This is a genomic window from Rhodospirillaceae bacterium (assembly GCA_040219235.1).
Lineage (GTDB): Bacteria > Pseudomonadota > Alphaproteobacteria > Rhodospirillales > Rhodospirillaceae > WLXB01.
The window spans coordinates 153522-178159 of record JAVJSV010000016.1; the positions used below are offsets into that span (position 1 = coordinate 153522).

Consider the following 24638-nt stretch of genomic DNA (forward strand, 5'->3'; position numbering starts at 1 on the left):
ATATGGCTGGCTTCGCCGATCTAAAAAAAGACTTGAAGCACCGTATGGAGATGACGTTTGACGTCGTTAAAAAGGAGTTTGCTGGTTTGCGCACAGGTCGTGCTACCACCAGTTTGCTTGATCCCATTATGGTTGATGCCTACGGAAGTCAGATGCCATTGGCGCAGGTTGCGAGTATTGCGGCACCTGAAGCGCGCATGTTGACGGTGCAGGTCTGGGATAAGGGCCAAGTGAAAGCTGTTGAAAAGGCAATCCGGGAATCTAGCCTCGGGCTAAACCCGGCCGTAGACGGGCAGTTGCTTCGGGTTCCGATTCCAGCGCTCAATGAGGAACGTCGTGAAGAATTGAAAAAAGTTGCGGGTAGGTATGCTGAAGACGGCAAGGTTGCCATTCGTAATGTGCGGCGCGATGGCAATGACCAGTTGAAGAAAATGGAAAAAGACGGGGACATTTCTGAGGATGAAAGTCGCCAGTATCAGGATGAAATCCAAAAAATAACGGACGATCTAGTGAAGCAGATTGATGATGCCTTGAGCCAGAAACAAGAGGAGATCATGCAGGTTTGATGGAAGACCTTTCTCTCAAACCCGTTGAAGACTCTGGGCCTGTTCCAGAGCACGTTGCCATCATTATGGATGGCAACGGCCGTTGGGCACATGCCCGAGGTTTGCCGCGCAAGGCGGGCCATAAACGTGGCGCGCAGGCGGTTAAGAAAACTATCATTGCAGCCGCAGAAATGGGCATTAGGTATTTGACGTTGTTCGGGTTTTCTGCCGAGAACTGGCAAAGGCCGGACTCTGAAATTCGTGATCTGATGGCTTTGTTGCGCTTTTATTTGGTGAACAACATCGACCAACTGGCTGAGGATGGGGTGCGCCTGAAAGTTGTTGGAGATCGGTCAAGGCTTCCCTCTGATACAGTTGAGATGATCAGTGATGCAGAGCGGCGCACTGCATTGAATGAAAAACTTATCCTGACCATTGCGCTAAGCTACGGTAGCCGACAGGAATTGGTGCATGTCGCAAGGCAGCTTGCTGAAGCGGCAAAGCTGGGCCGCATTGATCCATCGCGTATTGATGAGGCTATGTTTGCAGACCACTTGTACACTCGTGATATTCCTGATCCGGATCTCTTAATCCGCACTTCGGGTGAACAGCGTATTAGTAATTTCCTACTCTGGCAGCTGGCTTATACAGAACTAGTTTTTACTCAGACACGTTGGCCGGATTTCGATGCGGCTGAATTACATAATGCGGTTACAGAATTCAGACGCCGGGAACGTCGTTTCGGAATGGTGGCGGGCTAATTAGTATGTTTTGGACGAGAGTTGCCACATCTGTCGTTCTCGCGCCTGTCGCATTAGGTGCCGTATATTATGGCTTTCCCGTTTTCCAATTGTTTGTCGCTGCGATGGCGGCTGCCGTCATGTGGGAATTTATTCACATCGTCGGTAAAGCTGGTTTTCCGCCAAGGGCTGTATTGGCGCTGTGGAGCACGATTGGTGCCGTGGGTCTTGCGGCCGGAAATATGCCGTTGGCCCTTGCGGTCATAGCGGTTGTCTGGCTCATTTTGCTGGCTACAGATCAGCGTGGAGATCGAGTACGGTTTGCCTCCACGCAGACTGCACTGCTTTATGCCGCTATCCCGGCCGTTTGCCTTGTTTTTGTTAGAGAGTTAGGTGGGGCCGAAACTGTATTCTGGGTTTTGGCGGTGGTGTGGGCCACGGACATTGGCGCTTATTTTGTTGGCCGGATTGTAGGCGGACCAAAACTTGCGTCCTCGATTAGCCCGAATAAAACCTGGTCTGGAGCGATTGGCGGCGCGGTGTCTGCCGTTGTTGCGGCCATTGGGCTTGCTATTGTTATTGGCGTTTCACCTTCGCTGCTAAGTGTGGCTCTGGCGTTCCTGTTATCAACGACAAGTCAAGTTGGTGATCTTATTGAGAGCCGTTTTAAGCGAGTTCATGGGGTTAAAGACTCTGGGACATGGATGCCTGGTCACGGCGGAGTCATGGACCGTGTAGACGGCTTATGGGCTGTCACGCCGTTTGCCGCTTTCATCTGTGCCGCTTTACAAGGTGGTATGTCGTCATGGTGAGCGGTTGATGCGGCTGGAACGCGAGCAAAAGCGCATCACGATCCTCGGGTCGACGGGCTCAGTCGGTGTGAACACGCTGGACATCGTACGTCGCAATCTAGACATGTTTGATGTCGTGGTGTTGACGGCGGGACAAAATGTAGATCTGCTGATTGAGCAGGCGCTTGAATTTAAACCTGAACAAGCTGTGATCGCGGACTCTTCCTTGTATGATAATTTAAAGGCGGGATTGGCGGGAACAGATATCTCTGTATCAGCCGGTGAAGACGCGCTGATCGAAGTGGCGCAACAGCCAGTCGATTTGGTCATGGCGGCGATTGTTGGGGCTGCCGGACTGGCTTCAACGCTTAGGGCTGTTGAACATTCCCATATTATTGCTCTGGCCAATAAGGAATGCCTTGTTAGTGCCGGAAGATTGTTTATGGACTCTGTAAGGCTTCACGGCGCGCAGCTCTTACCTGTTGATTCAGAACACAGCGCCATATTTCAGGTTTTAGATACCAAACAAGCTGATGCGCTTGACCGCATTATTCTCACAGCCTCCGGTGGACCTTTCCGGGAGTGGTCGTTTGAGCGATTATCCACCGCGACACCTGATCAGGCTGTTGCCCATCCTAACTGGTCTATGGGTGCTAAAATCTCAGTTGATTCGGCGACAATGATGAATAAGGGGCTTGAATTGATCGAGGCTCAATATCTATTCGATGTTGCTGAGTCTCATATCGAAATCGTTGTGCATCCACAGTCTATTGTTCATAGCCTCGTCAGTTATGTGGACGGCTCTGTTTTGGCCCAGCTTGGCACCCCTGATATGCGGACACCGATTGCCTATGCGCTAGGCTGGCCGGAGCGCATTTCGGTGCCTATGGAACGCTTGAATCTCTCAGATATTGCCCAACTTACCTTTGAAGCCCCTGATTTTAAAAGATTTCCGGCCTTGGTTCTGGCACGGCAGGCTTTACAGTCTGGGGGAGGGGCGCCTACTATCTTAAATGCAGCAAATGAAGTTGCAGTGGCCAGATTTTTGGCAGGAGAGATCAAATTTCTGGACATTATTCAAGTTGTTGAAAAGACGCTTGAGCGCTGTGAAAGTGCCGACCCATCCTCACTTGCAGAAGTTATGCTTCTCGACGAAGAAGCGAGAAGGTTGGCGCAAGGATGCAATTTATTAAAGACTGCTGCGGCATAGATTAAGGGACGCTTGACCTTTGGAACAAATACTCGGCATTTCGTTTACGCTGATCAACTTCATCATTGCTCTGTCAGTGGTGGTTTTTGTGCATGAACTGGGGCACTTTCTCGTCGCGAGGTGGAACAATGTGCGATGCGACATTTTTTCCATCGGCTTTGGACCTGAGTTGATCGGTTTTACAGATCGTCACGGCACACGCTGGAAGTTCAGTCTCATTCCCTTAGGGGGCTACGTCAAAATGTTTGGCGAAGCTGATACGGCTAATCCCGGTGCGAAAGATGACGCTAAAGATGTTGATGAGGAAGATAATGGCGTCGGACGTGAGATGACGCCAGCAGAGAAAGCGGTTTCGTTTAAATACAAAACTCTGGGGCAGCGCTCAGCCATTGTTTTTGCCGGACCAGCTGTAAACTTTATTTTTGCTATTGCTGTTTTCTTTATCATGTTCATGTCGGTAGGGAGACCTGTAACAGAGCCGATTATTGGCAATGTAGCAGAGGAGAGCGCGGCTGAGGAGGCGGGGCTTCTCGCTGGAGACATAATCCTGGCGATCGATGGTTCTGAAATTGATCGCTTCGAAGATTTGCAGCGCGTTGTGCCCCTTGGCAATGGCGCTCCAATGCGGCTGACGGTTCAGCGTGATGAGAGTATTCTCGATATTGTTGCGGTTCCAAAAATTGTCGAAGAGGTTGATCCGTTCGGCAACCCACAGAAGCGCGCCTTGTTGGGGATTTCATCGACAGGTGAATCGCGCGCTATGGTCCGACATAATCCTTTTAGTGCTCTGGGTTTGGCCGTCACACAGACATATACGGTTGTAGAGGGGACCTTCATTGCGGTTGGACAGATTATTTCTGGCGAACGAGGGACAGAGGACCTTGGAGGCCCTATTCGGATTGCTAAGTACTCTGGCCAAGCGGCCGAGTCCGGGATCGTTAATTTCATAATATTTATGGCAATTTTGTCGATAAACCTTGGCATTATCAATTTATTCCCTGTGCCGCTGCTTGACGGCGGTCACCTGTTGTTTTACGCCATCGAAGCCTTACGTGGACGACCTCTTTCTGATCAAGCGCAGGAATGGGGTTTGCGGTTTGGTTTGGTTTTGGTGCTGTCGCTTATGGTGTTCGTAACGTGGAACGATATCCTGCAATTATAGCGACGGACGTCGTGAGTCTCCTGCAATGGACCCGGAAAAATATTAAAGTGGAGCCGTGTAAAGGGTGACTAACGGTCGTCAATCTTGGTTGGTAGGTGTTTTGTGCGCAGTAATTATGCTGCTTGCCACGACGCCGTCCTATGCTCAGCAACTGGGCGGTGCAATTGCTCAGATTGCCGTTCAGGGTAATCAGCGTATCGAACCGGCCACAATTCGAACTTATATTTCTGTTCGGGAAGGGGATCCGTTTGACCCGGTGACGATTGACCGTTCACTGAAGAACCTCTTTGCCACTGGCTTATTTGCTGATGTGAGTATCGGGAGACAGGGTGATATCCTGGTTATTCGCGTTGTCGAGAATCCGATTATCAACAGAATAACCTTTGAAGGAAATAAGCGGCTTGATAATGATAAACTCCAGCCTGAAGTGCAGCTTCGCCCCAGGGTTGTCTACACGCGAACAAAAGTTCAACAAGACGTCGAGCGTATTCTAGACCTTTATCGCCGTAGCGGCAGATTTGCGGTTACGGTTGAGCCAAAAGTTATTGAACTCCCACAAAACCGTGTCGATCTCGTATTTGAGATCAATGAGGGCGACCCCACGTACGTTCGTAAAATTACTTTTATCGGCAATGAAAAATTTTCTGATGGCGATTTGCGCGACGTTGTACTGACTCGTGAGGAGCGTTGGTGGCGCTTTCTCACCTCCAACGACACCTACGATCCAGATCGAATGGCGTTCGACCAGGAATTGCTGCGCCGTTACTATTTATCTGAAGGATACGCCGACTTTGAAGTTGTCTCTGCGGTGGCTGAATTATCTCCAGACAGAAAAAGTTTTTTCATTACGATGACGGTCGATGAAGGTCCTCGCTATCGCTTTGGCGAGATGACAGTTGATGTCTCTATACCTAATCTTGATCCGGATGTGTTGCGGGCTGCCATCGTTCCGTCACCGGGGGACTGGTATAACGCTGAAGATATTGAAGGCACCATTGACGTCTTTACAGACCTCGTCGGTGCCCTTGGTTATGCTTTTGTCGATATTCGTCCCCGTGTGTCTCGTGACGTTGCAAACCGAACCATCGAGATCATCTTCGATGTTCAAGAAGGGCCGCGTGTTTTTGTCGAGCGCATCGACATCACCGGCAATGTCAGAACCCTAGATAAAGTTATCCGCCGTGAGTTTCGGTTGGTCGAAGGTGATGCCTTCAACACAGCCAGGCTGCGGCGTTCACGTGAACGCCTTCAAAACCTAGGTTACTTTAAAGAAGTTGAGGTCGATAATGTGCCGTCTGAGGTGTATCCAGACCGCACAGTTGTGACGGCCACGGTTGAGGAACAATCTACGGGCGAATTGCAGTTTGGCATCGGCTTTTCTAGCGCTTCGGGCGCGTTGTTTGATGTTGGTATCCGCGAGCGTAATCTGCTTGGAAAAGGCCAAGACCTTCGTTTCAACTTCAGTTTGGCCCAACAACAAACCCAGATTGATCTCGGTTTTACCGAGCCATACTTCTTAAATCGTCGCCTTGCGGCGGGGGCGGACCTGTTTGCCACAGAAACAGACTTTATTGATGAAGCCGGCTTTATCAGTCAGTCAATTGGTGGGTCGCTGCGGCTCGGGTTCAACTACAACGAATATATGTTCCAAAGGCTGACCTATCTCTTGTCCTGGACTAAATTGGAAGGCATCAGCCAGTTCGCCTCTGAATTTACACGTGAACAAGAAGGAACGACGACCACGTCTCAAGTCAGCCAAACCTTTGCGATTGATAAGAGAAATAATGTTATTGATCCTTCGGATGGCTATTTCATAAGTCTTTCGAATGACTTAGCGGGCCTGGGCGGGACCGAGAAGTATGTCCGATCAAGCGTGGCCCTCGGCTATTACTGGGAGCCGTTTGAAGGCTGGATCTTTAGCGCAACCGGGAATGCGGGTTATATTCTTGGTATTGGTGAAGATATCAAAATCTTTCAAAGATATCAGCTTGGTGGTAACAACCTTCGCGGCTTCGATGACTTTGGAGCGAGCCCAAGAGATTCTAGGACTGGCGATGCCCTGGGTGGCGACTGGATTGCAACCGCGCGCGCTGAACTAAAAATACCGCTTGGTCTTCCTGAAGAGATCGGTATCACTCCTAAGATGTTTACGGATTGGGGTGCTATTGGGTCGCCGACTGATTTGAAAGACAGGAGTTTTGATATTCTAAAGTCGCAACGTGTTCGTGGCTCTGTGGGCCTCGGCATTGAATGGGAGTCGCCTGTCGGACCAATCAACATTGATTGGGCCCATGTTCTACGACAGGCAGATTTTGATATAACTGAAAGTTTCCGTGTGAATTTCGGACAAAGGTTTTAAACATGACTTACTTAAAAACGTCTCAGCACTTTCTCAGTGCCATAGTTCTTACAGCTGCTGCATTTGTAATGACTGCTCCAGCCACTGCGCAAGAAAGCAGCCATACGCGTCCTATTATCGGTGTTCTGAATACAGAATTGATCGAACGGGATTCTCTCGCCGCTAAAGGTATTCGCTTAGAACGCGACAAATACATCACCCGCTATCAGACCGAAGTGAGAGCGCTTGAAACAGAATTGCGGGGAGAAGAGCAGCGTTTAACCCAGCAACGCAACGTGTTGGCGCCGGAAGTGTTTCAGCAACAAGTCGAAGCATTTCAGCAAAAGTTTGCTGTTGCGCAACAGGAAGCGCGGGTTAGTCAGCAAAACCTGAACGCGGTGTTCCAACAGGCTATGGTGCAAATCAACCAAGAAATGATTCGTATCTCGAGCCAGGTGGCTCAGGAGAGAGGCATTAACATGGTTATGCCGCAGAGCCTTATTCTGCTGTCAGATCCATCAATGGACATCACCCGTCCAGTGCTTGAGATTTTAAATGAGCGCCTTCCGGCCGTTGCCATGCAAGATCCTGAAGTTGCCGCAGCAGAAGCAGGCAAGGCTGCTGCTTCAGAATAAGCATATAAAGTATGCCAGACTCACGATTCTTTCAGCGTACCGGTCCGTTCCGGGCTAGAGAGATAGCAGATTGGGTCGGAGCGACTTGTTTCAAAAATGGCAACCTAGACCGCCTCGTCGAAGATATTTCTGATCTCGGCGAGGCGGGTCCAGGGCATTTATCTTACTTGTCCGGAGCGGACTACATTGATCAAGCCGCAACCAGTTCTTGCGGCGTCTGCCTGACAACAGAAACTCTGGCGGAGTGCGCGCCCCCAAGTGCAGTGATATTGCTGGTCACTGATCCGCAGTCAGCATTCGCGACGGCTGCGGATAAATTTTATGCCCCAAAACCGGTACCTTTGACCAAGTGTAAGCCATCAGATTCTGGAGCGATGATTGATGACTCCGCTCAATTGGGTGTTGATGTCACTTTAGAAGTTGGCTGCGTGGTTGGAGCTAATGTTCAAATTGGAGCGCGGACACGTATCGGCCCTGGCACAACGATTGGTGCAGGCGTTGTTATTGGTGAGAATTGCGATATCGGTGCAAATGTTTCTCTAGTGTGCTGCCTTATAAGCGACGATGTCATTATTCATCCTGGCGCTCGGATTGGTCAGGATGGGTTTGGATTTATTTTTGACGCCACAGCACAGCGCCACCGTAAAATTCCGCAGCTTGGTCGGGCCATCATTAAAGAAGATGTTGAGATTGGTGCAAATACCACGATTGACCGTGGTGCGCTTGGCGACACAATAATTGGGCCTGGGTGCCGGATCGATAACCAAGTGCAGATAGCTCACAACGTTGTTCTGGGAGCTCGATGTATTGTTGTCTCTCAAGTCGGCATATCCGGAAGCTGTCAAATTGGAGACGATGTGGTGTTAGCTGGGCAGGTTGGCCTCGCTGACCATGTTAAAGTGGGTTCTAAGGCGCAAGTTGCGGCCAAGTCTGGGGTTATGCGAGATATTGAACAAGAGCAGGTGGTAATGGGGTATCCTGCGAAGCCGATCCGGGAGTTTTGGAGAGATGTTGCGGCTATTGGCCGGTTAAGTAAGCGTAAAAAAACTCCATAGAGAATAGCTATTGAGACACATGCTGTATCGAGAAAAAGGACAAGTCTTATGGATGGTGAGCCAGTCCAAGCGTCAACGAAGACCATAGATATTCATCGAATCATTGAGATGATTCCTCATCGCTACCCGTTTTTGCTGGTTGACCGGGTTGAAGATGTTATTTCTGGTGAAAGTGCAGTCGGCGTAAAGAACGTCACAATAAATGAGCCCTTTTTTCAGGGGCATTTCCCGAGTAGGCCGGTCATGCCAGGCGTATTGATTATTGAAGCTATGGCGCAAACCGCTGCTGTTTTGGTGGTCGATAGCCTCGGCGCTGCGGCTGAAGGTAAACTTGTATACTTCATGAGTATTGAGAACGCACGTTTTAGACGTCCAGTTGAGCCCGGTGATCAATTAAAACTGACGTGCTCCAAAGTGCGGCAACGTGCAAATGTATGGAAGTTTAACGGTGTTGCGAGAGTTGGTGACACAGTTGTTGCAGAGGCAACATACGCTGCCATGATTATGGATGAATAGCCTGTGACAGATGTACACGCGTCGGCGGTTGTCGACTCTTCAGCGCAAGTTGCCGAAACAGTCACGATTGGCCCCTATTGTATTGTAGGGCCTAACGTTGTTTTGGCTGAAGGCGTTAAGCTCACCTCGCACGTTGTGGTCGATGGTCATACAACAATTGGTTCAAATACTGTGGTTCAACCTTTTGCCAGTCTTGGAACGCCACCACAGCATTCTCGGTTTAAAGGCGAACCCTCGACCTTGGTTATCGGTGCAAATAACACCATCCGAGAGCATGTCACCATGCATCCTGGGACTGAACATGGACGGATGACGACGACGATTGGCGACAACTGCTTATTTATGGTGGGGAGCCACGTGGCACATGACTGCAAGGTCGCTAATGATGTTATATTAACAAATAGTGTTGCGTTAGGTGGGCATGTGGTGGTGGATGAGTTCGCCATTATCGGCGGCTTATCGGGGATTCATCAGTACGTTCGCATTGGTAAACATTCAATGATTGGCGGGTGTTCAGCCGTCGAGAGTGATGTCATTCCCTACGGTTCAGTTAAGGGAAACCGGGCCAGATTATCGGGTTTGAATATTATTGGATTGCGGCGTCGTGGGTTCTCACGCGAAGATATTCGGTCACTGCGTACCGCATATGGTCTGCTGTTCTCTCAGGGAGGAAACATGGCTGAACGTATCAGTGAAGTCGCAGATCTCTTTGCAGAGCACCCTGGTGTTCGTGATATTCTCGATTTTATTCAAGCTGATTCTTCACGCGCAATTTGCCAACCGTTGTTCTCGAATGGCAATGGAAGTTGACTCAGTTGCAACCATTTTAAGTTCTTAAGCTGAGGCTCATGGATGACATATCGAAAGATAAACTTGGTATAATCGCAGGTGGAGGCGACCTTCCAAACGTATTAGTGGGAGAATGCTTAAAGCAGAAACGTCTGTTTGTTCTTGTCGCATTGGAAGGAGAGGCAGATGTTGCCTCGCTTTCCGTTAAACCTGATTTGGTTATGCGTATTGGCCGCGCAGGACAATGTTTCCGAAAATTCCGGGAAGCTGGTGTCTGCTCGGTGGTCATGGCTGGTAAAGTTAATCGTCCGTCCTTACTTGGGCTTAGGCCAGATTTCAGAACATTAAAGTTTCTCATTAGAATAGGCACCCGTGCTTTTGCGGACAAGAAGTCTGTCGGCGACGATCGCCTTCTGCGAGCCGTTATTCAGGAAATAGAGTTGGAAGGCTTCAAGGTTGTGGGCGTCGGTGACGTGTTATCAAGCTTGTGTGCTCCACCGGGCGTATTAGGTAGGCATCAGCCTAGTGAGTCCGACTACGCAAGTGTCTCCATTGGCATTATGGCGGCAAAAGAGCTTGGAGCAGCTGATATCGGTCAGGCGGTTGTGGTGCACTCTGAGACTGTTATTGATCGAGAAGATGAGAATGGAACCAATGCGCTTATTCAAAGAGCTGGGCATTCAAAAAAAGCTGCTGGAGGGCTGATCCTGATTAAGACCTTAAAACCGTCTCAGGACCGCCGTGCGGACCTACCTGTGATTGGACCGGAGACAATTGAACATTGCGCTAGCGCTGGCTTCAAAGGCATTGCGGTTGAGGCTCAGGGCACACTAATTCTTGATCGTGGAAAGACAGTCGCTGCCGCCAATGATGCTGGATTGTTTTTTGTTGCTGTCGAGTGTGTCCCGACTGCACACCAAACCTCTTGTTAAAAATGTTAGTTAATATGGACAAGCCAATTGTCTACCTATTAGCCCTAGAACCCTCGGGAGATGCCTTGGGCGCAGCATTGATTGAAGCCATCAGCCAAGAATTGAACGGTGAAGTCATCTTCGCCGGTGTTGGTGGGCAAGCCATGCAAGAACGCGGGCTCATATCTCTGTTTGATCCATCTGATCTTGCTCTCCTTGGTGTTTTTGAAGTTTTACCAAAGGCGAGTCTGGTCTTTCGCCGCGTACGTGAAGTGCTCTTAGACATAGAACGCGTTAAGCCAGATATATTGGTCACGATAGACTCTTGGGGTTTTACTGGCCGTATTCATAAAGCGCTAACCAAGCAGAAGAGTCCGCTTAAGCGCGTGAGATATGTCGCACCGCAAGTGTGGGCGTGGCGGCCTGGACGCGCAAAGCAGTTGTCGAAATGGATAGATCACCTGCTTACTCTTTTTCCATTTGAGCCCCCCTTGTTTATCGCAGCCGGTTTACCGGCCACCTGGGTTGGCCATCCTGTTGTTGACCGGGAGCGGGATGTTGAGTCAGGTGTGCTGCTGCGGAAAAGACTCAACATAAGCGAAAGAGCCACCGTACTCGCGGTTTTGCCAGGTAGCCGGAAATCCGAGGTAAAAAGTCTCACGCCAGTTTTTTCTGAGACGATAGCTCAGCTGTACCAGCATATTCCCGAGCTGGTTATTGTTATTCCTACCGTCTCGGGAGTTAACGCAGATGTTAGAAAGTGGGCTTCGACCATTCCTGCGGGGGCGCATGTGCTGGAAGGCTCGTTGGATAAATTTGCAGCTTTGGAAGCTTCGGATATCGCGCTCGCAGCATCTGGAACCGTAACGCTTGAGCTTGCCCGGGCGCAAGTTCCCCACGTCATCGCCTATAAAGTACACCCGCTTTCTGCATTCGTCTTTCGGCGGCTAACACTCACAAAATACGTTAATCTTATAAATATTTTGCTTAATAGAGAGGTTATCACAGAGTGCCTTCAGCAAGGCTGTACGGCTATAAATCTTGCCAGTGACCTTAAAAAGCTTTTGCCGGGAGCGCCAGGAAGGCTTGATCAGATAAACGCCTTTGAGGAGGCACTGAATCAGCTAACGCCCCCAAATGGAAGTGCCAGCCAGGCCGCAGCCTTGTCAGTGGTTAAGCTGATGACCTAGGTGATTGAACGCAAGGCTGGAAAATTTCTATTCTGTTTTTGCAGCCAGAGTTTGCCGTATGGGTAGTTTTACTTCTGCTCGAGTCCCACCTTCGGGCCGTTCTGTGAATGTCAGTTGGCCTTCATGAAGTCTTACAACCGCATTAATAATGGACAGCCCAAGTCCAATTCCGCTGTTCTCATCTCTGTATTGCCGCAGGGCGGCATCAGATAGCTCAGCATTGTGATTTTGGAAATTGCCGTTTTCTTGTTTCATTCCAATGCCAGTGTCTTTTACGACTATGGTCACTGTCTGTCTCTCCGATGTGCCTTCTGAGTTAACACAAACCTTTACGGTGCCGTTGGGTAGGGTGAATTTTAAAGCGTTATTGAGCAAATTAATCACGACCTGCTTAAGACCTTTGCGATCAGCTTCAACACGTATTGGGATGTCTGGCAATTCGTTCTCTAGTTTTATTTTTTTTGAATCTGCCAGTCCGCTCAGCATAGAAAAACATTCGGAGAGTATTTCATTTAAATCAACCAACTCTAATTTAAGCGAGTTAACACCGATCTCGTAGCGAGACAATTCAAGTAGGTCATCTATCAGTGTTCCAAGATGAGAGGCGGAGCTTTTGATTAAGCCTAAGTATTCATCGAGGTCGATTGGTTTTTTAGAGAGCGTCTCGCGCTGTAGCAGAAAGTCTGTAAATCCGACAATTGCATTCATGGGGGTTCGGAGTTCGTGACTGATATTCGCTAGGAAACGAGTTTTCGCGCGGTCGGCTTGTCGGGCATCATCGCGGGCTTGTGCCAAAGCCGCCATTGCTTCTTTTTCTGCGGTAATATCAATCATCACCCCATATAGCCGGACGGGCCGTCCTTTATCACTTTCGACTGCAGCAATATCACGGATCCAAACGGTGCGACCGTCGGCCGCGAACATTCTATATTCAAACTCGTGCGAAATAAGTTTCGCGGTACAGTCTTGGCAAAAAGAGACGGCGCGAACAACATCATCTGGATGTATTAACGACGACCAGAACCCGGGCTCTTTCCATTTTTCTACAGGGTAGCCCAGCACAGTTTCAGCATAGCGGGAGGTATAGATAAACTCGAAGGTGGTTGGATTTGCTTCCCAACCGATGACGTTGCTGTTTTCGATGATACGTTGATAGATTGAGTCAGTCGTCATGCTTTTGAAAGCCACCAGTACTTAAGTAAGAAAAAAGGCATTGCCAGTATAGCAATGCCTTTTTCTATTACTATCCAAGTCTGGCGGTGAGCTTAACGCTTCCCAAGCTCAACATAGGGACGATGACCTTCACCCGTGTACAACTGGCGCGGCCGGCCAATTTTCTGCTGAGGATCTTCAATCATTTCGTTCCACTGGGCTATCCAACCGGTTGTTCTCGCCAGCGCGAATAAGGCTGTGAACATGGTTACTGGGATGCCCATTGCCTGGAAGATAATTCCAGAATAAAAATCGACGTTTGGATAAAGTTTCTTTTCAATGAAGTACTCATCTTCCAAAGCGATTTTTTCCAGCGCAACTGCGATGTCCAAAAGCGGATTATCTTTGATGCCAAGTTCTGCGAGAACCTCTTTACAGGCTTTGGCTAAAATCGTTGCCCGCGGATCGTAGTTTTTATAAACGCGATGACCAAAGCCCATAAGACGGAAGGGGTCGTTCTTATCCTTAGCGCGTTTAACAAACTCATCAATACGGCTTACGTCGCCAATTTCATTGAGCATATTTAGCACAGCTTCGTTGGCACCACCGTGCGCAGGACCCCAGAGCGACGCAATACCAGCTGCGATACATGCAAATGGGTTTGCACCAGAGGAGCCAGCCAATCGAACGGTCGATGTTGACGCGTTTTGTTCGTGATCCGCATGAAGAATAAGAATACGGTCCATAGCTTTGGCGAGAATCGGGTTAACTTCGTAATCTTCGCAAGGTGTTGCAAACATCATGTAGAGAAAGTTCTCGGCGTATCCCAGGTCATTACGAGGATAGATGAATGGCTGCCCTAATGAATATTTGTAGGCCCACGCAGCGATGGTCGGCATTTTTGCAATAAGGCGGTAGGAAGAGATCCGCCGATGTTCTGGGTTCGTGATATCTAAACTGTCGTGATAAAACGCAGAAAACGCGCCGACAACGCCACACATAATAGCCATCGGGTGCGCATCGCGTCGAAAACCAGAATAGAAGTTCCGAATTTGCTCATGCATCATCGTGTGGTAGGTGATGTCATGCTCAAATTGGTCTTTTTCTGCCTTGTTAGGTAGTTCACCTTTGAGAAGCAGGTAGGCAACTTCTTCAAAGTTACAGTTGTTGGCGAGATCATCGATGGCATAGCCGCGATGCAGCAACATGCCCTCATCCCCATCAATGTATGTGATGGCTGATTCACAGCTGCCCGTCGACGTGAAGCCAGGGTCGTAGGTGAACATGCCAGTATTGGCATAGAACTTCCTGATATCGACAACATCAGGCCCTGTTGAGCCACTGAGGACTGGAAATTCGTAGTTTTGGTTGTCTACGGTGAGGTTTACTTTTTTTGTCACGTGCAGTACTTTCCATGATTGGGATGAGCGCCTCCCAAAAGCGTCAAACCCTTATTTTCTTTAGGAATTATTGCGCTGCTTATAATACGCCAGGGCATTTTGATCAATTGCCAGAGGCGTTAAAGCATTAATGTGACCAATGCGCGAATGCATAAAACCCTTATTTATCAATTACTTTGAGTGTAATCTTCAATTCTCTTTAGAGTTTCTTCTTGGCCAAAAATTGCCATAACTTCAAAAATCGGGGGAGAAACCGTGCTGCCCGTCACGGCGGCGCGGAGCGGTTGGGCCAATTTACCCAGCTTTAGTCCCATTTTTTCAGCGTAATCTCTAGCCCAGTTTTCAAGAGCGTCTGAAGTCCAGGGCTGGAAGTTGGCGAGATCATCCCGCGCTGCAGCAAGTGTAATTCTGGCATCGTCATCCAAAACCTTAAGGGCTTTGTCATCAAGGGTCAGAGGGCGCGGTGTGACATAAAGCCTGGCGCTATCGGTTAGTTCGAGCAGAGTTTTAGCGCGCTCTTTCAAGCTCGCCATGCCAAGTTTGAGATGCGAGCGCGTTGTGTCATCGAGTGAGCTGCCGGCTAGATCTTCTAGCTCATCTTGTATCAGGGATAAGAGCCGGTCATCGTCAGCCGTTTTAATGTAGTGGGCGTTCAGAGCCGTTAGCTTAGCTGTATCGAAGCGGGCAGGCGCTTTGCCAAGGCCAGTGCCATCGAACCACTCTGCGGCTTGTTCATCAGAGATGATTTCATCATCGCCATGTCCCCAGCCCAGACGAAGCAGATAATTACGCAGCGCTTCGGGTAAAAATCCCATCTCGCGGTAGGCTTCCGCACCCAGGGCGCCATGGCGTTTTGAGAGTTTTGCCCCATCTGGTCCATGAATTAGCGGAATATGCCCGTAAATTGGCACAGTCCAGTCCATGGCACGAAACAGCTGGATTTGACGAAAGGCGTTGGTGAGGTGGTCATCTCCCCGAATAACGTGGGTGATGCCCATATCGTGATCATCGACAACGACCGATAGCATGTATGTGGGGGAACCATCGGAGCGTAGCAAAATCATATCGTCGAGTTGCGCATTTGCGACCGTGACTTTGCCCTGCACTAAATCTTCGAGAACCGTTTCACCGTCTTGGGGTGCTTTCAGTCTGATGACGGGGGCGATACCATCAGGGGCGTCTACCGGGTTTCTGTCGCGCCAACGGCCATCATAGCGCGTTGGCAAACCCGCAGCCTTTTGCGCGGCGCGCATGTCTGAGAGTTCTTCTGGAGACGCATAACAGCGATACGCATGTCCACCATCCAATAACTGCTGTGCAACCTCGGCATGCCGTTCCCGGCGCGAGGATTGAGAGACTGGCTCGCCATCCCAATCGAGGCCGAGCCATGCCAGAGCATCATAAATTGCATCAATCGCGTCCTGAGTGGAACGCTTGATATCTGTGTCCTCAATTCTCAGGAGGTACTGTCCACCATGATGCTGAGCAAACAACTTATTGAACAACGCCGTGCGTGCCCCTCCGATATGAAGGAACCCAGTCGGTGAGGGCGCAAAGCGGGTAATGACAGACATAATTTCGCAATCAAACTAATCGTTAGAACACAGCATATCGCTGTTTTTATGCCGTTCCTGTAGCATACTGCTACCATCAGGGAAATGATTGTGCCGTCTGATCACTGACGCATTGGAGCGCATCATCTTGAGTGAAGCTACGCCAAGAGATTTGTTTGACGAAGACGCTCCAGATGAGCGTTTCCCGGACGCGTCTGTTGGCAAGTTATATGCTTTTAGCTCTAGCCGCTTTTTGACCGAAGAACTTGAAAAACAAAGTTCCCATGCGGTGCTGTGGTGGCCAGTTGTGATGGCCATCGGCATCGGTATTTTCTTCGCACTTCCAGCGGACCCACAGCCCTGGATTGGGTTCCTGTGTCTTGCAGCCGTTCTCGCCGTGAGGACGGCGTTTAGGGTCAGCTTTTGGGTGCGATTGTTCACGTTCGTCCTCGCGCTGATCAGTGTTGGATTCTGTGCAGCACAACTTCGGACACATCTTGTTGATGCCCCAAGCCTTCTCGAGGACGTTGGGCCGGCGCTGGTGACGGGGACTGTAATTCAGGTGGAACCTTCGGGATCAGCGCATCGCGTTACGCTGGATCGGTTGCATATCTCCGGGTTTTCCGAGGATCAAACTCCTGCAAAGGTTCGTGTTCGCATTCCAGGCAGCCATGGGGTGCCGCGCGTTGGTCAGAACATCGAGGTTCGCTCAATACTACGTCCTCCTGGACGTCCAGTTGCGCCCGGTGCGTTTGATTTCCAGCGGTACAGCTATTTTCGCCAGCTTGGCGGCGTTGGTTTTGCAGTTGGCCAATGGCAGTCCGTGTCTGACTTGGGGGCAACGACGTCTGTTTGGAAAGACCGTGTCTTAGAGTTGCGCGCCGACGTCGGGGGCAGGCTCTCAAAGAGCTTGCCGGATGAATCTGGTGCTGTGGCCCGTGCGCTCATAACTGGCGAAAGAAACGCCGTGCCAGAAGATCTACAGGAAGCCTACCGTCAGGCTGGGCTGGCTCATATGCTTGCGATCTCCGGGCTACATATGAGTCTTCTAACGGGGCTGGCTTTTCTGTTTTTCCGTTATGGACTGGCCCTCGTGCTCCCCATAGCGGAACGCTTTGATATCAAGAAGCTTTCAGCCGTAATTGCCCTTGGCGCGGCATTGTTTTACCTGGTGCTGTCGGGGTCGAATATTCCCGCGCAACGGGCGTTTATTATGGTGAGTGTTGTCCTGGGTGCCATCCTTATAGATCGCACAGCTTTGTCATTACGAACGTTAGCCTGGGCGGCGATGCTTGTTTTGCTGCTTCAACCTGAGGCATTAGTCGGCGCAAGCTTTCAGCTCTCTTTTGCGGCTGTTGTTGCGCTGATCGCCGTTTACGAGCGGGTCCATTTGAGAAGTCGACTTTGGAATCGATATGGAAACTTTCAGCCTCTCAAAGCTTTGGCGCTTTATGCTCTGGCGGTGTTGGTGACAGACTTGATTGCAACGAGCGCAACTGCGCCATTTACAGCTTTTCATTTTCATGAAATCCCGAGCTACTCGTTATTGGCAAACCTTTTGGCTGGACCCGTTATGGGATTGTTGATTATGCCTTTTGGCTTGATCGCGCTCTTGCTCATGCCTTTTGGGTTAGAATCTATCGCCCTTATCCCCATGGGATTTGGTATTGATCTTGTTGACTCCATAGCCCGCTTTGTATCTTCTCTCCCAGGCTCAATCCTTGTTACTCCACAAGCAGAGCTCTGGGCGCTTATCGCTGTCTCTGTTGGTGCTCTCTTTCTCGCCTTGTGGCAGGGGCACCTGAGATGGTTAGGCACAATTGCTATGGTAATTGGATTATTGCAACCCTGGAATTCTGTGGGGCCAGATATCGTGATCGATGAAGACGCTCAGCTGATTGCCTTTAAAGGGGAAGATGGAAAATTGAGCCTCCCATCAGGTCGTGCGGACGGTTTTACGCGCGGCGTATGGAGCGAAATGTGGGGAAGATCGAACGTTGCTCAGAAGGACATCGACGGGCTGAACTGTGATGCCATCGGCTGTCGATATGCCAAGGGTGGTCTTATTATTTCTATTGCCAACACAGAAGCGGCGGTGTTTGAAGACTGTGGTCAGTCAGATGTATTAGTTGCGCGTGTTCCAACGTGGCAGATTTGCAAACAAGATCAGAGCATTGATCGCTTCGATGTCTGGAGGCATGGCGCTCATGCAATTTGGCTAAATGGGGGCGAAGTTAAGGTCGAACGGGTGTCAGATAAAACTGGCCGCAGGATTTGGAACAGATCCACTTGGCGTTAATTTCCTTGCCAGATGACTTTACGCTCTTAGTACTGCCTTAAAAGACCAACCAGTTTACCTTGGACCTTTACCCGATCAGGCCCAAAAATACGGGTTTCATACGCCGGGTTGGCAGGCTCTAAGGCTATGGATTCACCCTTGCGGCGTAGTCGCTTCAAGGTTGCCTCTTCGCCATCAACTAGGGCAACCACAATGGTTCCGTTTTCGGCCCGATCACTGTGCTGGATGATCACGGTGTCTCCATCCAGAATTCCAGCATCAATCATGGAATCACCTTCAATCGTGAGGGCGTAATGGTCGCCGCTTCCGCCCAACATGGAGGGGGGGACGCCAATGTGCGACGCGGGATCACTCAAGGCTTCAATGGGCATACCGGCAGCGATCTTGCCATACAGAGGAACCTGCATGTGACCATCCGCATCGTTGGCCGGGACGGGGTCTGCTTTACCAAAATGGGCAGAAACGACATTCGAGGAAGCTGGTTGGACTCCTGTGATTGTGGTGTTCTCAGGCAGTTTCATAATTTCCAGAGCGCGGGCGCGATGGGGAAGACGTCGCAAGAACCCCCGTTCTTCCAAGGCCGTAATGAGACGATGAATCCCAGATTTTGACTTCAAATCCAGAGCGTTTTTCATTTCATCAAAGGACGGTGCAACGCCGTCACTTTGCATTCTGTCATGAATAAACATCAGCAGTTGGTGTTGTTTTTTCGTCAGCATGCCAGCCTCAGTGTAAGGAACAAAGGGTAAACACAAATGTTCTACTTTAGTTCTAATTCACCGTCAAGTTGTCTTAAAGCGACCATAAATTGTACGCAGGGCTATTTACTTTCTCTGAGTGGACACGCGCAGTGTTATGAGGGCATTTGTAGTTGATAGATACGCGTTTTAGATGTATCGCAAAACGTGATTTAACTCTATTTCTTGGGGAAACCATGGGGCCTTTATTCTCTAATAAACTATCATTTTCTGTATCAATATTTGCACTCACAATCGCTGTCACTTCTGTTTCAGGCACAGCTGAGGCGCAGATGAAAGCTAAGTATTACAAAGAATGTTATGCGCCGGTTGAGCAGGCGCGCGCAATGATTCCGGAGCCAAAAGCTGATGTTGGTGATTCTGCAGGTAAACTCGGGTCGGCAGCGGGTGCGCTCGGGAAAATTGGTGGGTTCGGGGGCTTTGGTGGTCTAGGCAAAGTGGCTCAAACGGCAGCGACGATTGAGCAGTATTCTGGATATGTCGCATCTGCCGCAGCGCTGACTGAAAAAATGCAGTCCGATTATCCTGATCCGGCAGACCGGATTTTGGCCTATGGCGAGCAGCTTGGGGAAGACGCGAATAAGATTCAAACAGGCGCGGAAACTCTAGAGGCTGCGCAAACCTGCTATGACGACGCTTACACCAAACTTGTCGCGGATTTTGAAGCGGGTGAGATCAAAAAGAAGGAGGCCAAAAATCAGCATCGCGAAATCCAAAAAGGGATGATTGAGATCAATGCCGTTCTGGCAGATGCGCAACAAGTAATGGATACAAACCTGCAAAATTACAATGAAGCCTTGACCACAGAAACAACCGGCATGGGGCTCAACCTTGGTGACATGGCGCAAGCCGCGTCCCTGGCCCAAGGTGCAGCCGGATCTGCAGGGATCGGCAGCGTCGGTTCTTTTGGTGGGACTGTCACAAGCCGAACGGCTGGATCACAGGCCATCCTTCGTCAAGGTGCCGCGTATCGCGCACGCGCCATGGGCAACCTCGGAGCCATGCAGGCGTCACAAGGTGCGGTGCCAGCGGCAGCGAACGTTTCGCCAGCCTCTTTCGGTATCATGAACGACTTCGCAATGATGGGGAATATCAGTGCGCTGTCCAATATGAGCGGCACTGGTGGGGCGATTGTCGGCAGCCAGATTGGCATCGGCGCAATACAATCCGCGATAAACAATCGCAACGATGCTCAAGCAACGTCCGGAGTTGCTCCGACTGCTCAGCCGGTACTAGAAGAGCAACCTGCGCCACCACAAATTTCACAAGAGATGATGGCCAGTCTTCAGGCGGCGGGTGTCAGTAGTGCAAAATTCATGGAAAGTTACGGACAGGTTGCGTTAACAACTGAGCGCCAATTTGAAGTCACCGGCAAAGTCGGACAAAGCGCGGGCTGGTAGTCTTCGCGGCGAAAAGACTTAAAGGAGGCCGTCCAGGAGCAACACCGGGACGGCCTCGCCTGTTTTGGTTGCCAGGGCGTTTACCGGTCGGATAATCAAAGCATCTGAATTCGCCAATGCACCGATCATACTCGAGTCCTGGGTAAATATTGGCGTGACGGTGAGGGTACCGTCATCATTGCGAGAGGTGACAGCCCGCATGTAATCCTGTCGGCCTCCATTACTTGAGAGGTCTGCACCAAGGGTTAGAAGATGAGACTGTGGTGATGCTCCTGGAAGTCCAAGCAAGCGGTCAAGAGCAGGACCCAAGAATAGTAGCGCGCAGACCAAAGCGGAGACCGGATTGCCGGGCAGGCCGAGCATGGGCGTGCCATCCAGTGTGCCGAACATCAAGGGCTTGCCGGGGCGCATCGCAATCTTATGGAAACCGACGTCTAAACCGGCGTCACCGAAGGCTGTTCTGACGAGGTCTTTATCACCGACAGAGACTCCGCCTGAGGTCACCACCAAATCGCAATCTTTTGCGGCGGTGGCGATGGCGGTAAGGGCATCTTTATCGTCTTCAACCACACCTAGGTGAACAGGAACACCGCCTTTCGCAGCAACGAAGGCCGCGAGGGCGGGACCATTGGCGCTGACAATCTGATTGGGGCCACGGGGTTCGCCTGGCAGAACAATCTCATCGCCGGTGGACAGAATCGCGACGCGTGGTTTGCGGTATACCTGAATCCAAGGTTTATCCGCTGCGGAAAGCAAGCCGATATGCCTGGGCGAGAGTCGTAACGGAGGCATAAGGATTGTATCGCCTTCGGCAAAGTCCTGCGCTTTTGGACGAATATGACGACCGGGTTCGATTTCCCGGATGCTAATTTTATTCCCCTCCCGATCCACATTCTCTTGCAGGACGATTGTGTCTGCGTTTGCGGGGACATGGGCACCAGTGAAAATACGGACGGCTTGCCCTTTACGAAGCTCGCCTTGAAAGGGATGCCCGGCGGCTGACTCACCGATGACGGTTAATTCACTGGGAATAGTGGGCACATCATCAGATCGCACGGCGTAGCCGTCCATGGCGGAGACGGTATGCGCGGGATGGGCAATGCGTGCTTTCGGTGTTTCGGCTAGTACACGCCGCAGGGCCTGGGACAGAGAAATCGTTTCAGTGCCAAGCGGTTGGATGCCCTCGCGAATAATCTTTTGGGCCTGTTCTACGGGAATCATCACTCGGACTCAAAGGTGCCAGACTTCCCACCGGTCTTTTTGACAAGACGAATGTCAGTCAGATGCATGCCTTTGTCGATGGCTTTGCACATATCGTAAACGGTCAGCGCTGCCACAGAAACGGCTGTCAAAGCTTCCATTTCCACACCTGTTTTGCCCGTAATTTTTGCCGTTGCCGTGATATCGACAGCCTTGCGGTCTGTGTCACAGGTCAGTTCGACTTTCACCGACGATAGCGCAAGAGGGTGGCAGAGCGGGATCAGGTCTGCGGTCTTTTTTGCGCCCATAATGCCGGCAAGTTGTGCAACGGAGAGCACATCGCCTTTCTTGATGCCATGCCCCATAATTGCACTGATGGTTTCCGGCTGCATCAGGACAGACCCCTTGGCCGTTGCCTCGCGCGTGGTTTCCGTTTTGTCGGTAACGTCGACCATCACGGCATTGCCGTCATCATCAAAATGGGTGAGCTTGTCGGTCATGTTTTATGCTGCTTCCGGCGCTGGATTTGCGAGAAGGGCGGAGGTGGCCGCAGCAACATCAGGCTGACGCATCAACGATTCCCCTACCAAGAATCTTCGGGCACCTGACTGCGCAAGTTGCGCTAAATCGCCTGGTGTTTTTAAGCCACTCTCAGCAACCAAAGCACGATCAGCTGGGAGGCGCTTGGCCAAGCGCTCTGTCGTGCTGATATCAACTTCTAAGGTTTTCAAGTTGCGATTGTTAACGCCGATGAGCGGCGAACGCAGCGCAAAAGCGCGGTCTAATTCTGCTTCATCGTGGACTTCAATGAGCACATCCATCTCATGATCCAGAGCACAGGCTTCAAGCTCCAGCGCCTGGGTGTCTGACAAACAGGCTAAAATGAGCAGGATGCAATCCGCCCCTATGGCGCGGGCTTCAACCACTTGATAGGGATCAAGCATGAAGTCTTTGCGCAAAACGGGCAGGGTGCAGGCCGCGCGGGCCGTCTTCAGATAGTCATCAGAACCTTGAAAATTGTCCTGCTCGGTCAGAATTGAGAGGCATGCCGCGCCGCCCGCTTCATAGGCTTTGGCGAGTGCAGGTGGATCAAAGTCAGGCCGGATCAAGCCGGCTGAGGGTGAGGCTTTTTTAATCTCGGCAATGAGGCCGTAGCCGGTTTCTGCGGCACGCGCCAACGCGAGACCAAAGCCACGCACGGGGGATGCGTTGCGCGCTTCGGCTTCGATTGCGCTGAAAGGCCGTTGTGATTTGATCCTCACGTAATGTTCCAGGCGGGCCGCACAGATGGCATCTAAGACATTACCCATCAGGACTCACCGCGCGTAATGGCAGCGAATTTTCCCAAAGTCGCTTTTGCTGCGCCGTCATCAATGGCGGCTGCCGCCAAGGTTACGCCCGATTTTAGATCCGGCGCTTTATCAGCGATGACCAACGCTGCGGCTGCATTCAGAAGCACGATGTCGCGATAGGCTCCGGGAGCACCATCCAAAAGTGCGTTGAGCGCTTTGGCATTGTGTTCTGGTTCGCCACCTTTAAGAGACTCTGGCGTGTGACGTGACAGGCCAGCATCTTCCGGTGTGATCTCAAAGGATGAGACAAGTCCATCCTTGAGTTCAGCAACGTGAGACGGGCCAGTGATGGTTAACTCGTCTAACCCGTCTGATCCGTGAACCACCCAGGCGCGTTCGGACCCAAGCGCTTTGAGTGTTTCTGCCATTGGCACGACCCAAGCCTCTGAGAAGACTCCCAGCAACTGGCGCTTCGCACTTGCTGGATTCGAGAGGGGACCAAGCAGATTGAACAGGGTGCGTATACCGAGTTCGGCCCGCACAGGGCCGACATGCTTCATGGCGCTGTGATGCTTTTGGGCGAATAGAAAGCCGATGTTTGCTTGTGCGAGTGCTTTCTCAACACTGTCGGGTGTTGCATCTAGATTGATGCCCAAAACTTCCAGAACATCTGCGGTGCCTGATTTAGAGGAGGCCTTGCGATTGCCGTGCTTAGCGACCGGCACACCACAGGCCGCAACTACAATGGCGACGGCGGTTGAGACGTTGAATTTCCCCGAGCCGCTCCCGCCCGTGCCGCAGGTATCGATGGTGCCGTTGGGCGCTTTTACGGTTAGGGCCTTAGATCGCATGATGCGCGCGGCACCGGTAATTTCAGCTACGGTTTCACCACGCACGGCCAGGGCGGTGAGGAGGCTGGATATCTGAACCGGAGAGGCTTGACCCGACATGATCAGTTCAAATGCCTCTTCGGCTTGCTGCTCCGTCAGGGAGGTGCCACTGGCGGCAATAGCGATAAAGGGTTTGAGATCTGACATGCGGACGATGCCTTATGCCGCGACAGAGCGGTCGGGAATATCAGGCGCATCTAAGCCAGCTGAGCGCAGAAAATTGCGTAAAACACGATGGCCGAACTGAGAGGCGATGCTTTCAGGATGGAACTGAACACTGGTGATGGGCAGAGACTTATGGGCAAACGCCATGATCACGCCGTCGTCGGTTTCAGCCGTGATTTCCAGATCATCTGGCACAGAGTCACGCGCGACGATCAACGAATGATAGCGGGTGGCTGTAAACGGTGAGGGGATATCTTCGAACATCTTGTGATTTGTATGGCGTAGGGCGCTGACCTTGCCGTGCATGGGTTCTGCCGCACGGATAACCTGACCGCCAAAGGCTTGCCCGATGCTTTGATGACCCAGGCAGACCCCAAACAGCGGCAGGCTTGATTGCGCGGCAGCTTCCACAAGACCAAGGCAAATGCCCGCGCGATCCGGGTCGCAGGGACCGGGGGAGAGAATAATGCCTTGGGGTTTCCGCGCCAAAGCCTCTGCCACCGTAAGCTGATCATTGCGCTCAACCTCAACGTCCGCGCCCAGTTCACCCAGGTAGTGCCACAGGTTGTAGGTAAAGCTGTCGTAGTTATCGATGAGCAGAAACATGCGGAGTACTCAGGTTGTTCGGGTCAATATTTAAGGCGCGC

23 protein-coding genes are annotated in these 24638 nt (G+C 51.0%); 14 read left to right on the top strand and 9 right to left on the bottom strand.

What is annotated here, in order from left to right; all coding sequences use genetic code 11:
- The first annotated feature begins 2 nt into the window (after positions 1–2).
- The 12 genes from frr (at position 3) to lpxB (ending at position 11882) form a co-directional block, all read left to right on the top strand.
- Entirely contained in the window at positions 3–566 is a 564-nt protein-coding gene (gene frr, locus RIC29_15305; protein MEQ8736291.1) for a ribosome recycling factor, read from the top strand.
- Positions 566–1306, top strand: coding sequence for an isoprenyl transferase (locus RIC29_15310; GenBank protein ID MEQ8736292.1), 741 nt, complete (start codon positions 566–568; stop codon positions 1304–1306). Before frr ends, RIC29_15310 begins: the two co-directional genes overlap by 1 nt.
- A 5-nt stretch (positions 1307–1311) precedes the next feature.
- Positions 1312–2097 (top strand): phosphatidate cytidylyltransferase, encoded by a 786-nt coding sequence (locus RIC29_15315; protein MEQ8736293.1) that lies wholly within the window; start codon positions 1312–1314, stop codon positions 2095–2097.
- A 7-nt stretch (positions 2098–2104) separates the two neighbouring features.
- Positions 2105–3286, top strand: coding sequence for a 1-deoxy-D-xylulose-5-phosphate reductoisomerase (locus RIC29_15320; protein ID MEQ8736294.1), 1182 nt, complete (start codon positions 2105–2107; stop codon positions 3284–3286).
- 19 nt (positions 3287–3305) lie between these two features.
- Positions 3306–4448 carry an RIP metalloprotease RseP gene (rseP, locus tag RIC29_15325; GenBank protein ID MEQ8736295.1) on the top strand — a complete coding sequence of 381 codons (1143 nt, stop codon included), beginning with the start codon at positions 3306–3308 and terminating at the stop codon, positions 4446–4448.
- 115 nt (positions 4449–4563) lie between these two features.
- Positions 4564–6807 (top strand): outer membrane protein assembly factor BamA, encoded by a 2244-nt coding sequence (gene bamA, locus RIC29_15330; GenBank protein ID MEQ8736296.1) that lies wholly within the window; start codon positions 4564–4566, stop codon positions 6805–6807.
- Positions 6808–6809: 2 nt separating this feature from the next.
- Positions 6810–7421, top strand: a complete 612-nt coding sequence (locus tag RIC29_15335) for an OmpH family outer membrane protein (protein MEQ8736297.1) — start codon at positions 6810–6812, stop codon at positions 7419–7421.
- An 11-nt stretch (positions 7422–7432) separates the two neighbouring features.
- Entirely contained in the window at positions 7433–8476 is a 1044-nt protein-coding gene (gene lpxD, locus RIC29_15340; protein ID MEQ8736298.1) for a UDP-3-O-(3-hydroxymyristoyl)glucosamine N-acyltransferase, read from the top strand.
- Positions 8477–8524: 48 nt separating this feature from the next.
- Positions 8525–8992, top strand: coding sequence for a 3-hydroxyacyl-ACP dehydratase FabZ (fabZ, locus tag RIC29_15345; GenBank protein ID MEQ8736299.1), 468 nt, complete (start codon positions 8525–8527; stop codon positions 8990–8992).
- Positions 8993–8995: 3 nt separating this feature from the next.
- Positions 8996–9802, top strand: coding sequence for an acyl-ACP--UDP-N-acetylglucosamine O-acyltransferase (gene lpxA, locus RIC29_15350; protein MEQ8736300.1), 807 nt, complete (start codon positions 8996–8998; stop codon positions 9800–9802).
- A gap of 38 nt (positions 9803–9840) precedes the next feature.
- The gene (gene lpxI / locus RIC29_15355) at positions 9841–10713 is read left to right on the top strand and encodes a UDP-2,3-diacylglucosamine diphosphatase LpxI (protein ID MEQ8736301.1); all 873 of its coding nucleotides are present in this window, start codon (positions 9841–9843) and stop codon (positions 10711–10713) included.
- Between the two features lie 14 nt (positions 10714–10727).
- The gene (lpxB, locus tag RIC29_15360; protein ID MEQ8736302.1) at positions 10728–11882 is read left to right on the top strand and encodes a lipid-A-disaccharide synthase; all 1155 of its coding nucleotides are present in this window, start codon (positions 10728–10730) and stop codon (positions 11880–11882) included.
- Positions 11883–11909: 27 nt separating this feature from the next.
- Here the strand turns inward: lpxB and RIC29_15365 are convergent, their stop codons facing one another.
- The 3 genes from RIC29_15365 to gltX all read right to left on the bottom strand — a co-directional run bounded on the left by RIC29_15365 (position 11910) and on the right by gltX (position 16008).
- The gene (locus RIC29_15365; GenBank protein ID MEQ8736303.1) at positions 11910–13070 is read right to left on the bottom strand and encodes a PAS domain-containing sensor histidine kinase; all 1161 of its coding nucleotides are present in this window, start codon (positions 13068–13070) and stop codon (positions 11910–11912) included.
- 77 nt (positions 13071–13147) lie between these two features.
- Positions 13148–14434 carry a citrate synthase gene (gltA, locus tag RIC29_15370; protein ID MEQ8736304.1) on the bottom strand — a complete coding sequence of 429 codons (1287 nt, stop codon included), beginning with the start codon at positions 14432–14434 and terminating at the stop codon, positions 13148–13150.
- A 167-nt stretch (positions 14435–14601) separates the two neighbouring features.
- Positions 14602–16008, bottom strand: a complete 1407-nt coding sequence (gene gltX, locus RIC29_15375; protein ID MEQ8736305.1) for a glutamate--tRNA ligase — start codon at positions 16006–16008, stop codon at positions 14602–14604.
- A 127-nt stretch (positions 16009–16135) separates the two neighbouring features.
- Between gltX and RIC29_15380 the strand changes: the two genes are divergently transcribed.
- Positions 16136–18286, top strand: coding sequence for a ComEC/Rec2 family competence protein (locus tag RIC29_15380; GenBank protein ID MEQ8736306.1), 2151 nt, complete (start codon positions 16136–16138; stop codon positions 18284–18286).
- 26 nt (positions 18287–18312) lie between these two features.
- On the opposite strand, the gene lexA is transcribed toward RIC29_15380, so the two are convergent.
- Positions 18313–19005, bottom strand: coding sequence for a transcriptional repressor LexA (lexA, locus tag RIC29_15385; GenBank protein ID MEQ8736307.1), 693 nt, complete (start codon positions 19003–19005; stop codon positions 18313–18315).
- 311 nt (positions 19006–19316) lie between these two features.
- On the opposite strand from lexA, the gene RIC29_15390 reads away from it, so the two are divergent.
- Positions 19317–20444, top strand: a complete 1128-nt coding sequence (locus RIC29_15390; GenBank protein MEQ8736308.1) for a hypothetical protein — start codon at positions 19317–19319, stop codon at positions 20442–20444.
- A gap of 18 nt (positions 20445–20462) precedes the next feature.
- Here RIC29_15390 and RIC29_15395 read toward each other — a convergent pair whose 3' ends face one another.
- The 5 genes from RIC29_15395 to RIC29_15415 are packed head-to-tail and all read right to left on the bottom strand — an operon-like array spanning position 20463 to position 24597.
- Positions 20463–21665 (bottom strand): molybdopterin molybdotransferase MoeA, encoded by a 1203-nt coding sequence (locus tag RIC29_15395; protein ID MEQ8736309.1) that lies wholly within the window; start codon positions 21663–21665, stop codon positions 20463–20465.
- Positions 21665–22144, bottom strand: coding sequence for a cyclic pyranopterin monophosphate synthase MoaC (moaC, locus tag RIC29_15400; GenBank protein ID MEQ8736310.1), 480 nt, complete (start codon positions 22142–22144; stop codon positions 21665–21667). The genes RIC29_15395 and moaC overlap by 1 nt, the downstream gene beginning before the upstream one ends.
- A 3-nt stretch (positions 22145–22147) precedes the next feature.
- Positions 22148–22954 (bottom strand): indole-3-glycerol phosphate synthase TrpC, encoded by an 807-nt coding sequence (gene trpC, locus RIC29_15405; protein ID MEQ8736311.1) that lies wholly within the window; start codon positions 22952–22954, stop codon positions 22148–22150.
- Positions 22954–23973: an anthranilate phosphoribosyltransferase gene (trpD, locus tag RIC29_15410; GenBank protein MEQ8736312.1), complete on the bottom strand. Its 1020-nt coding sequence runs from the start codon at positions 23971–23973 to the stop codon at positions 22954–22956. The genes trpC and trpD overlap by 1 nt, the downstream gene beginning before the upstream one ends.
- 12 nt (positions 23974–23985) lie before the next feature.
- Positions 23986–24597 carry an aminodeoxychorismate/anthranilate synthase component II gene (locus tag RIC29_15415; protein MEQ8736313.1) on the bottom strand — a complete coding sequence of 204 codons (612 nt, stop codon included), beginning with the start codon at positions 24595–24597 and terminating at the stop codon, positions 23986–23988.
- Positions 24598–24638 lie beyond the last annotated feature (41 nt).

Excerpts from the sequence above, each read along its gene's own strand:
- frr (MEQ8736291.1), top strand. The coding sequence starts at position 3 with ATGGCTGGCTTCGCCGATCTAAAAAAAGACTTGAAGCACCGTATGGAG.
- RIC29_15310 (MEQ8736292.1), top strand. The coding sequence starts at position 566 with ATGGAAGACCTTTCTCTCAAACCCGTTGAAGACTCTGGGCCTGTTCCA.
- RIC29_15315 (MEQ8736293.1), top strand. The coding sequence starts at position 1,312 with ATGTTTTGGACGAGAGTTGCCACATCTGTCGTTCTCGCGCCTGTCGCA.
- RIC29_15320 (MEQ8736294.1), top strand. The coding sequence starts at position 2,105 with ATGCGGCTGGAACGCGAGCAAAAGCGCATCACGATCCTCGGGTCGACG.
- bamA (MEQ8736296.1), top strand. The coding sequence starts at position 4,564 with ATGCTGCTTGCCACGACGCCGTCCTATGCTCAGCAACTGGGCGGTGCA.
- RIC29_15335 (MEQ8736297.1), top strand. The coding sequence starts at position 6,810 with ATGACTTACTTAAAAACGTCTCAGCACTTTCTCAGTGCCATAGTTCTT.
- lpxD (MEQ8736298.1), top strand. The coding sequence starts at position 7,433 with ATGCCAGACTCACGATTCTTTCAGCGTACCGGTCCGTTCCGGGCTAGA.
- fabZ (MEQ8736299.1), top strand. The coding sequence starts at position 8,525 with ATGGATGGTGAGCCAGTCCAAGCGTCAACGAAGACCATAGATATTCAT.
- lpxI (MEQ8736301.1), top strand. The coding sequence starts at position 9,841 with ATGGATGACATATCGAAAGATAAACTTGGTATAATCGCAGGTGGAGGC.
- lpxB (MEQ8736302.1), top strand. The coding sequence starts at position 10,728 with ATGGACAAGCCAATTGTCTACCTATTAGCCCTAGAACCCTCGGGAGAT.
- gltX (MEQ8736305.1), bottom strand. The coding sequence starts at position 16,008 with ATGTCTGTCATTACCCGCTTTGCGCCCTCACCGACTGGGTTCCTTCAT.
- lexA (MEQ8736307.1), bottom strand. The coding sequence starts at position 19,005 with ATGCTGACGAAAAAACAACACCAACTGCTGATGTTTATTCATGACAGA.
- RIC29_15390 (MEQ8736308.1), top strand. The coding sequence starts at position 19,317 with ATGAAAGCTAAGTATTACAAAGAATGTTATGCGCCGGTTGAGCAGGCG.
- RIC29_15395 (MEQ8736309.1), bottom strand. The coding sequence starts at position 21,665 with ATGATTCCCGTAGAACAGGCCCAAAAGATTATTCGCGAGGGCATCCAA.
- moaC (MEQ8736310.1), bottom strand. The coding sequence starts at position 22,144 with ATGACCGACAAGCTCACCCATTTTGATGATGACGGCAATGCCGTGATG.
- trpC (MEQ8736311.1), bottom strand. The coding sequence starts at position 22,954 with ATGGGTAATGTCTTAGATGCCATCTGTGCGGCCCGCCTGGAACATTAC.
- trpD (MEQ8736312.1), bottom strand. The coding sequence starts at position 23,973 with ATGTCAGATCTCAAACCCTTTATCGCTATTGCCGCCAGTGGCACCTCC.
- RIC29_15415 (MEQ8736313.1), bottom strand. The coding sequence starts at position 24,597 with ATGTTTCTGCTCATCGATAACTACGACAGCTTTACCTACAACCTGTGG.